Source organism: Bacillus sp. RO1 (assembly GCF_012524115.1).
In the GTDB taxonomy this organism is placed as follows: Bacteria; Bacillota; Bacilli; order Bacillales; family Bacillaceae_I; genus Sutcliffiella_A.
In genome coordinates this window covers 1-12,742 of record NZ_JAAZWB010000064.1, presented here as the reverse complement: position 1 = coordinate 12,742, position 12,742 = coordinate 1, and the positions used below count along the sequence as shown (strand labels likewise).

At 39.1% G+C, this 12,742-nt stretch carries 12 protein-coding genes; 3 read left to right on the top strand and 9 right to left on the bottom strand.

Going from position 1 to position 12,742, the window contains the following annotated elements:
* The first annotated feature begins 113 nt into the window (after window positions 1-113).
* Window positions 114-470, top strand: coding sequence for a YugN family protein (locus tag HC179_RS08960; RefSeq protein WP_168864022.1), 357 nt, complete (start codon window positions 114-116; stop codon window positions 468-470).
* A 65-nt stretch (window positions 471-535) separates the two neighbouring features.
* On the opposite strand, the gene HC179_RS08955 is transcribed toward HC179_RS08960, so the two are convergent.
* Window positions 536-880 carry an Asp23/Gls24 family envelope stress response protein gene (locus HC179_RS08955; protein ID WP_168864021.1) on the bottom strand — a complete coding sequence of 115 codons (345 nt, stop codon included), beginning with the start codon at window positions 878-880 and terminating at the stop codon, window positions 536-538.
* 211 nt (window positions 881-1,091) lie between these two features.
* On the opposite strand from HC179_RS08955, the gene ytvI reads away from it, so the two are divergent.
* Window positions 1,092-2,150, top strand: coding sequence for a sporulation integral membrane protein YtvI (gene ytvI, locus HC179_RS08950; protein ID WP_148986641.1), 1,059 nt, complete (start codon window positions 1,092-1,094; stop codon window positions 2,148-2,150).
* 48 nt (window positions 2,151-2,198) lie between these two features.
* Here the strand turns inward: ytvI and HC179_RS08945 are convergent, their stop codons facing one another.
* The 7 genes from HC179_RS08945 to cyoE all read right to left on the bottom strand — a co-directional run bounded on the left by HC179_RS08945 (window position 2,199) and on the right by cyoE (window position 9,487).
* Complete coding sequence (locus HC179_RS08945) at window positions 2,199-2,666, bottom strand: DUF420 domain-containing protein (protein ID WP_168864020.1); 468 nt, start codon at window positions 2,664-2,666, stop codon at window positions 2,199-2,201.
* Between the two features lie 289 nt (window positions 2,667-2,955).
* Window positions 2,956-3,864 (bottom strand): cytochrome c oxidase assembly factor CtaG, encoded by a 909-nt coding sequence (gene ctaG, locus HC179_RS08940; protein ID WP_168864019.1) that lies wholly within the window; start codon window positions 3,862-3,864, stop codon window positions 2,956-2,958.
* 478 nt (window positions 3,865-4,342) lie between these two features.
* A complete protein-coding gene (ctaF, locus tag HC179_RS08935) occupies window positions 4,343-4,675 on the bottom strand; it encodes a cytochrome c oxidase subunit IVB (protein WP_060666854.1) in 333 nt (110 codons plus the stop codon).
* 6 nt (window positions 4,676-4,681) lie between these two features.
* Window positions 4,682-5,305, bottom strand: coding sequence for a cytochrome (ubi)quinol oxidase subunit III (locus HC179_RS08930; protein WP_168864018.1), 624 nt, complete (start codon window positions 5,303-5,305; stop codon window positions 4,682-4,684).
* Window positions 5,305-7,176 carry a cytochrome c oxidase subunit I gene (gene ctaD, locus HC179_RS08925; RefSeq protein WP_481747964.1) on the bottom strand — a complete coding sequence of 624 codons (1,872 nt, stop codon included), beginning with the start codon at window positions 7,174-7,176 and terminating at the stop codon, window positions 5,305-5,307. Before ctaD ends, HC179_RS08930 begins: the two co-directional genes overlap by 1 nt.
* 25 nt (window positions 7,177-7,201) lie before the next feature.
* Entirely contained in the window at window positions 7,202-8,263 is a 1,062-nt protein-coding gene (coxB, locus tag HC179_RS08920; protein ID WP_168864017.1) for a cytochrome c oxidase subunit II, read from the bottom strand.
* Between the two features lie 282 nt (window positions 8,264-8,545).
* Window positions 8,546-9,487: a heme o synthase gene (cyoE, locus tag HC179_RS08915; RefSeq protein WP_481747963.1), complete on the bottom strand. Its 942-nt coding sequence runs from the start codon at window positions 9,485-9,487 to the stop codon at window positions 8,546-8,548.
* A gap of 492 nt (window positions 9,488-9,979) precedes the next feature.
* On the opposite strand from cyoE, the gene HC179_RS08910 reads away from it, so the two are divergent.
* Window positions 9,980-10,918, top strand: a complete 939-nt coding sequence (locus tag HC179_RS08910; protein ID WP_168864016.1) for a COX15/CtaA family protein — start codon at window positions 9,980-9,982, stop codon at window positions 10,916-10,918.
* 44 nt (window positions 10,919-10,962) lie between these two features.
* Here HC179_RS08910 and HC179_RS08905 read toward each other — a convergent pair whose 3' ends face one another.
* Window positions 10,963-12,387, bottom strand: a complete 1,425-nt coding sequence (locus tag HC179_RS08905) for a cryptochrome/photolyase family protein (protein ID WP_168864015.1) — start codon at window positions 12,385-12,387, stop codon at window positions 10,963-10,965.
* Window positions 12,388-12,742: the final 355 nt, after the last annotated feature.

The following is a 12,742-nucleotide window of genomic DNA, read 5'->3' as shown; positions in this document are numbered from 1 at the left end:
GACGAGCCTGAGATTGAGAACCTTTTATTGAAAGTTGTCCGCATTCGTACTATTATAAAACAGGGAGCATACTTTATTTGGTTTCACAGTGATAGAAAAAGGAGTGTACATACATGAAAATTGAGAATACAGGCTTTGAAAATGAAAGAGTGGAATTATCCCGTTTAACAGATATCATGGAGGATTTAGGTTTTGACCTTGCTGGTCAATGGGACTATGAGCGAGTAACCTATGACCGTAAATTTGAAACAAAAGAAGGCACATTCTACCTTCGTGTACAAGGTTATGCTGTAGAAGGTGATATTGGTGGTTCACATGCCATCATTAACTTGATGACACCGCTTTTAGGTAAGCATTACTATCCACATGGTGTGGAGTATGGGGAAGGCGAAACATTTCCTTCCAATATTGTATCTACATCAACCTCTTTATTAAAACAAGCTAAAGAACGTATGGATTCAATTAAATAATTGAAATGAGTTCTCAAGGTGAATTGCAGGCATAACGGGCTTGCTTCACCTTTTTTCTTTAAACTTTATTTAATCCATATATGATCAACGTATATATTTACTTCCGATACCGTCTCTCCGGTAATGACTTCAATTTCCTTTTTTATTAATGCTTGTAGTTCCTTGCATTTTTGTGGAATACATTTGTTGTATACGACAGCAACAAAAAGTTCGATACATAGCTTATTTTCCTCATTATAATTAATGACTGCATGATTGATTTGGTCTCTATTAATGATAGAGTACAATTTCCCTACCGACCGTGGTGGAAGGAGTTTTATATCACCAATATCTGAAACACAGATAGATATAACTGTTTGCAGCAGCATATTACTCATCTCTTCCTGTCCTTTCTTCAGTACCAACATCATGTATACCTCCTTTTCTCTTTAGGGGTTTTATTATTTTATGCTTTTATACAATAACTGTGCTTACTTATCTTTTATTTACTTTTTCCCTTTTACGAAAAAAACAATGTATAAATAGAAACCGTTCTCATATTTATTTTCATACATACTGTTATTTCAATAAAATCCATACTATAATTAATATAGGAGTATGGTATTAGAAAGGAGACATCCATTGTCAACGCTGTTTAGTATTCGAACACTTTTTATACTAATTATTATTGCTGTAATAGCAATAATTGCATTTTTTATATTGCCTGTATCCATTCCCATCATCATTGCTTTGATTACAGCAATGTTCCTTGAACCTCTTGTGAGGCTTTTACAAGCCAGAGCAAAATTACAAAGAAACCTTTCTGTATTCATCGTTTTCCTCTTGTTTTTGACAAGTATCGGGATTGTAGGTTATTTTCTAACGACAAAAGTAATAACTGAAGGTATCAACTTGGTGGAAAATGCCCCTTCTTACATAAATGAAGTTAACAGGGTATGGCGTGATTTTCAATCCGATATGAATAATGCTTCTGAAGATCTACCACCTGAATTTGTTACCGAAATCAGCCTGCAAGTAGACAAATTTCTTTATGAATTGAGAATATACTTAACAGATTTGTTTAATATACAAAACATTAAAAGTATTTTCACGAATATCCCAAATTATTTGGTCAGTTTCATTGTCTACCTGATTGCACTTTTCTTATTTTTGATTGATATGCCTCGCTTAAAAGCGGGTCTTTATTCACATCTTAAAGAAGAGACGGCCGCAAAAGTAAAATTCATGAGTTCAAGATTATCTTATGTTGTATTTGGTTTCTTTAAAGCACAATTCCTTGTCAGCGTTATAATTTTTTTCGCAAGCTTGATTGGATTGTTATTTATTTCACCGGAGGTAGCTTTACTAATGGCTTTCATTATCTGGGTCATAGATTTCATCCCGATTATTGGTTCTATCGTCATCTTGGGACCATGGGCTATATTCCATTTCATTACAGGTGATATCGGTCTTGGAACTCAATTGTCCATTCTGGCTGTTGTTCTTTTAGTCATTAGAAGGACTGTCGAACCGAAAGTTATGGGAAGTCATATCGGACTTTCTCCACTAGCAACTTTGATTGCCATGTATCTTGGTTTAAAGCTTCTCGGCATTCTTGGGTTTATTGTAGGACCATTATTATTGATTGCATTTAATTCTGCACGTGAAGCAGGTATTATTAAACTGAACTTTAAAATATAACATGCAAAAAAGGTGATTGGACTATTGTCCAACCACCTTTTTTTGTTCTTATAGACCAAGTATAGCTTTGAAAACCGAAGTAGTTTCGCCACCCTGATAAATTACATATAAAAGTAGGTAAACAGCAACACCTGTAATTGCGGTAGAAAACCAGATGATGCTTGTTATCGGGCCAAGCTTTCGATGCTTTTCCAGCTTGTTTTTGTAGCCTGTCCATAGAGTGATAATTCCCATGACAGCACCAACCGTAGCAAGGGTGATGTGAAAAAGTAAGAAGATTGTATAATACACTTTTATATCATCAGGTCCTCCGAAGCTGGTATTTCCGACAAAAATAGTTCTTGATGCATAGATGACAAAGAAAATTATAGCGAAGATTGCTGCAAAAAACATTGCTTTTTTATGTGCTTCTATTTTGCGTTTACTAATTAAGTACCAGCCTATTGCGACAAATATGGCGCTCAGTACGATAAAGAATGTACTGATTGTAGGCATTATTGGGATTGAGTAATCCATCTTGTTCTCCTCTCGTACGTCTAATTCATTCCTTTATTTTAGAAAACATTTCAAGTTGATTCAATATGATTTTCAAACGTTCATGATATTGTAAATAATCTTACATAAAAAACAGCAACAGGAAGTGTTGCTGTTTTTCACAGTTGACCTCCGTTCCAGGCGCTTCGCTTTTCGCGGGCGGTCCGGGAGCCTCCTCGGCAAGCCTGCGGAGTCTCCCCTGTCCCTTCCTCCCGCAGAAGTCTGCGCGCCTTCCACTACAATCAACTTGGTTATTGCGAAGAAACTTACTTTACTCCACCACTTTTGGTTGCATGGCTTTGTTTAAGTCGATTTCGTCTTTTTCTCGTTCACGCTTGGCCCAACCGAAGAATACATAGGCTAAAATGCTGCCGTACATGATTTCTTGGATGATTTTCATGATGACACCACCAAGCTGTTGATCTTCAACCAATGGCAAGGCATTGAACAACTCTGGCCCACCAAGATCAAGACCGCTTAAGGTTCCGGCTGGCACACATAATGCAAGTGCTGCCATCCATGCAGTCAATTCTGAATACGTAGAATATAGTGGCTGATCTGCGAAAATAATCAGGGCACAAGCTGGTGTCAATAACATTCCGTCTGCCATGATATAACCAATTTTCTTGATGCCTGAAAGACGTTGCTCCTCAGGAAGTGGATTAACAAGAGGCCACCACATAATAAAAGCACCTAAGAACATTACAGATGTATATGCCGTATGGTACACCATATCAACCTTTATCGTGTCAAATACGACTGGTATGTGATAAAGAGAGAACAATACGTTAAAAACGAATAAGGCAATAAGTGGTTTGGAAATGAACCGGAACACAGGTTTTACCACTGGAAGATTGATGATTTTTCTAAGTACCCAAGCAGGCATACCCATAAGTAAAATAGGGGGAATTACCAGATATAATATCGCCATTTGCGTCATATGAGCACTTAACATTAAATGAGATAACAAATCAACTGGTGATCCTTTTACAAGGTAAAACAGTACCATACTGATGAGGAATAGAGTACGTTGCTTGTTTGATATCTCCTCCGAGTCCTGGAAACGGTGTCTCCCTTTGCCGGTAATATAGAAATATAATACTATGGTAAGGACAGTGAAAATTAATAAAAATGGACTCCATAAGGCTTGGAATCCAAACATATCCAAGTTGCCGATCATTATGCTGTCACCTCAATTTTATAGAGACCTTAATGAGTCTCCCTTTGCATAACCATATTATACTATACAAGACCAAGCTCGTTCAATGTGATACAAAAAGGATAGTCCTCATTAACTGAAAGTGTCATGAATTAGACAATGTTACCCTTTTGTATGAACTTTAAGTGATAAGTCTATCGCCGCTGTTCCTTTCCGCAAATGGCTTCGCTTTCCGCGGGACGGTGCTTGAGCCTCCTCACTTCGTTGCGGGGTCTCAACCTACCGTTACTTCCCCGCTGGAGTCTCTGCCATTTGCGGAAGTCCACAGCGGTGTCTTAACAACATCTAAATTCAAAGACTTTTTCAGTGGCTTTCATGCGTTGTGAGGAGGCTCACGGAGCGCCCGCAGGCAAGCGAAGCGCCTGGAACGTAAATCAACAGTTTTACCTTATACCAAACAAAAAGACAGCCACTAAGGGCTGCCTTTTTTGTTTGGTTATTACCACCAGATAATAGTAGTAAAAGCCAAGATTGTGATTAATCCAACTGCCAATCCAGAATATAAGAATAAAGCTGGAGTTTCATGACCTTTATGGTTCATGTGCATGAAATAGTATAGTTGGAAGATACACTGTACAATAGCAAGCAAGATGATGAAAGGTACGATAAAGTACTTGGACATCTCTGCTCCTACTGCAAGGAATGCAAGAAGAGTAAGGAATATCATCAATACGAAGGAGACAACCTGGTATTTCATTTCTTCCTTATTCTTTTTGCGACGATATGCTAAATCTACTTTTGGGTTACCTGTATTTGATTGAGTATTTGCCATCAGTCATCACACCAATCCCATTAAATATACAACAGTAAAGATGAATAACCATACAACGTCGATAAAGTGCCAGTATAGTGATGCTACATAGAACTTAGGAGCATTGTATAGATCCAAACCACGTCTCATGTTACGGATTAATAGAGTTCCAATCCAAAGTAAACCGAAGAATACGTGGGCACCATGAGTACCAACTAATACGTAGAATGCAGAACCAAATGCACTACTAGTAATTGTATGGCCTAAATGGATATAATGATTGAACTCATAGATCTCTAAAATTAAGAAAGACAATCCTAGAAGCCATGTGATACCCATCCACAATTGCATCTTTTTAAAGTTAAAGTTTTTCATGTGATACATTGCGTACACACTTGTTAAAGAACTTGTTAAAAGAATCATTGTTGCAGCAAAAACTAGTGCTAAATCAAACAATTCTTTTTGGTTTGGACCGGAAACAATGGAATCAGGTCCACTTAGAGCTAAATATGTTGCAAACAATGAAGCAAAAAGTACAGTCTCTCCACCTAGGAAAAGCCAGAAGCCTAGGAACTTGTTTTTGCCTTCAAGGGTCGCCTTTTCAGGCGAAGCTGGGAAAGTTTCTGCTGTGAATTTTTCTTCTGTATGCATTATAGCTTCGCCCCCTTGTCATCATCTTCAGCAAGAAGATCTTCTTTATGAATATGATATCCATGATCATCAATTATAGAACGGAAGAACATGGCACCAAATGTTACAAGTAATCCAATAATCATTACTGGAAGACCCCAAGTGTAATCAGTTCTATACATTACACCGAAGGCTGCAATAAACAATCCGATAGAAATAATAAACGGTAAGATGGAACCATTTGGCATATGAATGTCTCCAATTGGTTCTGCAGGGGTCATGCCTTTTTTACCTTCCATTTTCTCTACCCATAACGGATCAAGTCCACGAACAAGTGGAGTTTGTGTAAAGTTATGTTCTGGTGGTGGTGAAGGAATGGACCATTCTAACGTACGTCCATAGCCCCAAGCATCGCCAGCTACAGTTTGCTTGCTTAACGCAGTCTTTACGATATTGATGAATAATACAACAGTTGCAAGTGCCATGAAAATAGCACCAACGGAACTAACTAGGTTTCCAAGGTTCCAACCATTTCCTTCCGCGAATGTGAATACACGACGCGGCATTCCCATAAGGCCTAGGAAATGCTGGATGAAGAACGTTAAATGGAAACCAATGAAGAATAACCAGAAAGTTATCTTTCCTAAAGTTTCATCTAATATTTTTCCGAAAATCTTCGGCCACCAGTAGTGTAGTCCAGCGAAAAGACCAAACACTACCCCACCTACGATTACGTAGTGGAAATGAGCTACTACGAAGTAAGAATCGTGGTATTGATAGTCAGCAGCAGCTGATGCTAGCATTACCCCAGTTACTCCACCAAGTACGAATGTAGGAATGAATGCTACTGACCATAGCATTGCTGTATTGATTTGTAACTGTCCGCCCCACATTGTGAACATCCAGTTAAAGATTTTAATACCAGTTGGTACGGCAATTGCCATAGTTGCAACCGCAAAGATTGCGTTCGCAATCGGTCCAAGACCAGTTGTGAACATGTGGTGAGCCCACACCATGAATCCTAAGAAACCGATTAACACAGTTGCGAATACCATAGAAGAATATCCGAAAAGGCGTTTCTTAGAGAAAGTAGAGAATACATCAGAGAAAATACCGAATGCCGGTAAAATCAAGATATAAACTTCAGGGTGTCCGAAAATCCAGAACAAATGCTCCCAGATTACAGTGTTACCACCAAGGTTCGGATCAAAGAAAGCCGTTCCGAAAAGGCGGTCGAACATCATTAATGCCAACCCAACAGTTAATGGAGGGAAAGCAAAAAGAATTAATGCAGATGCTACAAATGTAGACCATGTAAACAATGGCATACGCATGTAAGTCATACCAGGTGCACGCATGTTGATGATTGTAACAAGGAAGTTAATACCACCGATTAACGTACCAATACCTGATATTTGAAGTCCTAACGCATAAAAGTCAATTCCATGACCTTCAGAAGCTAAAGACAACGAAGCATAAGACGTCCAACCGGCATCAGGTGCTCCACCTAAGAACCAGCTCATGTTCAGGAATACTCCTCCAAAGAAGAATAACCAAAAACCAAGTGCGTTGATGAATGGAAATGCAACGTCACGAGCCCCGATTTGTAAAGGAACAGCTGCGTTCATAAACGCAAACAATAACGGCATCGCTGCCAAGAATATCATTGTTGTTCCGTGCATAGTAAGTATTTCATTATAAAGGCCTGCAGCTAAAAAATCATTATTTGGTACGGCAAGCTGGATACGAATAAACATCGCTTCCAAGCCACCGACGATAAAGAAGAAACCGCCGGCAATAAGGTAAAGGATGGCTATTTTCTTATGGTCTACTGTTGTCAGATAGTCCCATACCGTTGCGCCAAAGCCTTTTTTCTGTGCTAACGTACTCACAATGTAACCTCCCTTTCTGTGAAATCTATTCTTCGTCCACTTTTAATGACATTAAGTATTCAACAAGAGCGTCAATTTCTTCTTGTTCCAAGTTACCGTAAGTACCTGTCATCAAGTTAGCTGGTTTAACTTTTTCAGGATCTTTTAACCATTTTGCAAGATTATCTGCATCATGGTCCAAAATACCGGCAATCATTGTGCGGTCCCCGAAGTTTGTTAAGTTAGGTGCAACCCCAGCGTCACTTTGTGCATCCGCTCCAACAGCGTGACATGTGATACAGCTTTGGTTGAAGATTTCTTCACCTGCTTGTGCAAGATCAGTTTGAGCAGCATGCTCTTTTCCTTGCATTGTTTCAATCCACTGGTCAAACTCTTCACGAGGCATCGTTTTCACCTTGAAATCCATCAATGCATGTGAAGGTCCGCATAGCTCGGCACATTTACCGTGGAATAAGTTTTCAGCTTGATCAACACGCTTTGAATCAAAGTTTAACCAGAAACGATTCGTGTTGTCTGTGTTTGTATCCATTTTTCCTCCCGCAGAAGGAATCCAGAAGGAGTGCTTTACTTGACTTGCTTCCAAGTTGAAGTAAACATTTTCATCTGTAGGTACATATAGGTCTTGACTCGTTACAACTCCATACTCTGGGTATTCAAACTCCCACCAGTACAAGTGTGCAGTAACATTTACTACAAGTGCATCAGTCTCTTCCTTATCCATTTCGCTGACATCAGCAAGGTGGAAAGTGTAAGATACAGTTGGAACTGCTAAGATTAAAAGTAATAAAATCGGAATAACAGTCCAGGTGATTTCAAGCTTGTGGCTTCCTTCCACTTGCTTTGGAATAATTTCTTTATCGCCTTTACGCTGGCGGAACTTTACTACAACGTAAACGAAGATAATAGAAACCACAACTACTACAAGAATCATAATTGCTGAGCTTAACAAAATCAGTGATTTTTGCATATCTGCCACTTCACCAACTGGCTGAAGTGTAGATAAGAATGGTTTACCACAGCCTGCTAAGAATAGCGCCATTACACTGAAAAGTGATACTATACGCCAATTAGGTAGCCATTTCTTCATAGCCTAATCAAACCCCTCTTTCATATTTAGTGAGTGAAGTAGAATGTATTGATAAATTCCTTCAAAGCTTTGAGAAAGAATCTAATCACAAATATAGAGCCAAATGGCTTTCACCATATCAGCTATACACGTTTTACCTCAAAAGGACAAATTTTGCACCCATTGTTTACTATACCACAGGTTATGTAATTTCACCCTTAAATTTTGAGGTGTTTCGCGTGAAAACAGACAGCTACCCTTTATAAGCAATAGCTGTCATGCTCTCTTATATTTCCCTTGATCTTAAAAGATAGTAACGATGATCATGGAAACAAATAAGATAGTTAGGTAATTCAATGAGTAGACAAACATCAATGTTGCCCACTTCATTCCATCCTTCATTTTAAAACCAGCAATACTAAGAGCAAGCCAGCCTATGTTCAACAATGTCGCCAATACGATTAATCCCATTCCAAGGTCAAACAACCAGAAAGGTAGCGGCAACAAACAGGCAACCCATACAAGCATTTGTCTTCTTGTTATATCAAAACCATGAACAACAGGAAGCATGGGAATACCGGCATTTCTATATTCCTCACATCTCCGGATGGCGATGGCAAGGAAATGTGGAATTTGCCATACAAACATGATGAAAAATAATATCCAGGCAATCAACGATAGATCCGGGTCAACGGCAGCCCATCCAATAAGCGGAGGAACCGCACCTGAAACACTACCAATTACAGTGTTAAGCGTATTTTTCCTTTTTGACCACATTGTATATAAAACCACATAGGTGAAAGCCCCGATAAGTCCAATTACAGCTGCTGTAACCGTTGTAAAACCTAGAATGATGGTTCCTACTGAAGTAAGAAACAGCCCAAGATATAGAGCACCTTTAGGATTCATTCTTCCTGTTACGGTAGGACGGTTCTTCGTTCTAGACATAAGATGATCAATATCTCTGTCAATATAGTTATTTAAACTACAAGAACCTGCAACTACCAGGGAAGATCCTATCATTGTCAAAAGAACGATATCCAATTTAGCGATAAAACCATCTGTCTGGGTAAAATATATAGCTAACCAGAGGCCGGTAAACGTAGTGATGAAATTGGAATTCACAATTCCAATCTTAATTAGCGCTAAGAAGTCTTTCCATTTAGAAGGAGCAACTTCCATACCTTGAGGACGTTCATCTGATAATGAAGCAGGCGCTTGGTCCAAAGTCCTCAAATTTGCCATTTATATTCCTCCTTTGAACCTTTCATGCAATCACTTGTAAAAACAAATGCGCATGTGAATGCGTTTTCACTACCGCAGTATAATGCGGTTTTCATGCACAAAATGAGCAGCATGTGCTCGGTAACATTCTCTCTGTATATTAAATCATATTTGCCAAATACTTTGTGAATTATATTTGAAGAAAATATGACTAATTTGTGTCACCTAAAGAGAATATGACCCGTGCTCAAAAAAACGGTATATAATAGGATTTGTTAAAGCTTTTCACAAAAGTGAACAGGCTTATTACAATCTTCCCTTATATATTACTAGCAAACTCCACACCATTATTCAACCTTTTTCACGATAATAATTTCCTGATTGATAGCTGTATGAGGATATTGTCAATTACCGTAAGATTGTGTAGTATTGGGAGGACGTTTATTATTTTACCATTTCTGTTTCTTTTTTAATATAAGGGAGATACAAATTCTTTCTGAGAAGGTGAATCTAGTGAATAAATTGTTAAAATGGTTCGCCGTTTGTACATCTATTATCATGCTTTTTGTTTTGATCGGGGGAGCACTTGTTACAAAAACCGGATCTGGTATGGGATGCGGAAGATCTTGGCCACTCTGTCACGGCGAGCTTATCCCAAGTAATATTGACTTCGCCCTCATTGTAGAGCTTAGTCATCGCGTCGTTTCAGGGTTAGCCGGTCTTATGGTTTTGACTCTGGCAATATGGGCTTGGAGAGCAATTGGCCATAAACGAGAGACAAAATTTTTAGCACTTTTATCCTTTCTGGTATTAATTTTACAAGCTCTAATTGGAGCAGCAGCTGTAATGTGGGGACAGTCTTCTGCAGTACTCGCACTACACTTTGGAATTTCCCTCATTTCATTTGCGTCCGTCTTCCTTCTTACTTTACTTATTTTTGAAGTAGATAAGAAGTTTGATGCTGAAACGTTGATAGTGGACCGAAAGATGTCGTTTCATATTATCGGTATTATTGTTTACTGCTATCTAGTTGTGTATAGCGGGGCACTAGTGCGACATGTTGGCGCAAGCTTAGCATGCCCAAGTTGGCCTAGCTGTACACGGAACGGACTGGGTCTTCCCACCCAGATGCATGAATGGATTCAAATGGGACACCGAGCGGCCGCCGGACTTATTGTTGTTTGGATTGTTTATGTTACAATCCTTGCCATTAAGAAGTACAAACACCAGCCTGTCATCAAAATCGGCTGGAACATATGCTCCATTCTGGTACTTTCTCAAGCTACGACCGGAGCGTTAATTGTGGTTACCAAGCTAAATATCTTTGTAGCATTATTACACGCTTTAATTATCTCTTGTTTATTCGGGGTATTAAGCTATTTCTTAATGCTAGTAACGCGTAATAAAACCAATAAGGTTAAACTAAACAACCAAACAACTAAATCTATGTAAAAAACGAGTGGGCTTAATTTGACCCACTCGTTTTTTATAGGTAGTCACTTTAACTCTTGAAACATTTGAATTGCTTTTTTTCTTTGAATGGCATGGTCAACCACCGGGCTTGGATAATCTTTGCCAATCACACAACCCGCTTCCTTTTGATCAAGCTCATTCATTTTCCAAGGCTCATGAATAAACTTTTCCGGAACCCCAGCAAGCTCAGGAAGGTATTTTTTTATATACTCCCCTTTAGAATCAAACCGGTTTGATTGTGTTATTGGATTAAAAACACGGAAATATGGTACTGCGTCCGTTCCTACTGACGATGCCCATTGCCAGCCCCCAATATTAGACGCTTCATCATAATCGTGCAACGTCTCCTCAAAGTACCTTTCTCCAAATCTCCAATCCATTAACAGATCCTTCGTGAGAAAAGAAGCTGTTATCATTCTAATACGGTTATGCATCCAGCCTTCTTCATTCAATTGTCTCATGCCTGCATCGACAATTGGAAATCCTGTTTTCCCATCCTTCCATTTCTCCAATAGATCTGTATTGTCATTCCATTTTAGTTCCCGATATCTATCATCTATTTCTTTTGATTTACTTCCTGGGTGGTGATGATAGATCATATTGTAAAAGTCTCTCCAGGCCAATTCTTTTATAAATGTATCCATTCCTGTGCTGTAGGATGTTTGTTGTTTTTCTTGAATGTGATACAAAACTGTCCTAGCGGATATAGTACCTGTTCTAAGATGGACTGATAACCTTGATGTCGCATCTGCTGATGGTACGTCCCTGAAGCGATCATATTCATCTATTTTCTTTTGTAAGAATACCTTTAGCAATTTCCTGGCTGCTTCTTCATGCGGAACAGAGTTTGGATCTGAAAACATCTGTAAATTGGATAACATTTTTTGACCTTTAGAAAACAATGAATCTTTTCTGACGCTATCTATCGTTAGGTCTTCCTCTGTTAAGATGTATGGATCTCTTTTTGGCTGAGCAATCCACTTCTTGAAATATGGGGTAAAAACTTTGTAAATAGAATCGTCCGCTTTTTTCACTTCAATAGCACCGTGGATCGTGTAGTCAATATAGTAAGAAACCTTAATTCCCCTTTGTAAAAAGAACTTGTCTATTTCTTCATCCCGCTTTTGACCAGCACCAACTTCATCCTGGTTGTAGTATAATGACGACATCTCGGGGAAGTGTTCTAAAAGTTGAGAGAAGGCTTCCTGCCATGTCCCCTCTATTATATGAATATATATTCCCAGCTTTTCACACCGTTTAACAAACCTATCCAATGCAGCAAAGAAGTAGCGGTGATTTGGTGTATTATTTTCAGTGAATACCGGATCTAGATGGTAGATGAACAGTATAGGAACATTTCTTTGTTGTGCTTCCTTTACCGCGTGGTATAAAGCAGTGTTGTCTTGCAAGCGAAAATCTCTGCGAAACCACATTACTGATAAAGTCATTAGTTAGTCACCTCACTCACCATTATAGGTACATAGCTATCCTAATAAAAGTTTGGATGGGTTACATTCATATATTAGTGGAAAAACCGACCGACCATTTTTAGTTACTTGGATACACTCCGCTGTTGATTTCTGCAAATGGCTTCGCTTTCCTGGGGTCTGACGAGAGCCTCCTTCGGCTTCGCCGAGGCCACTGAAAAAGTCTCGATTTTAGTATTTTTATAAACACCGCTGTTGATTTCCGCAAATGGCTTCGCTTTCCTAGGGGCGCTGCTGGAGCCTCCTCGGCTTCGCCTGCGGGGTCTCCACCTAGCGCTATCTCCCTCAGGAGTCTTCGCCTTTTGCTCCAATCAAC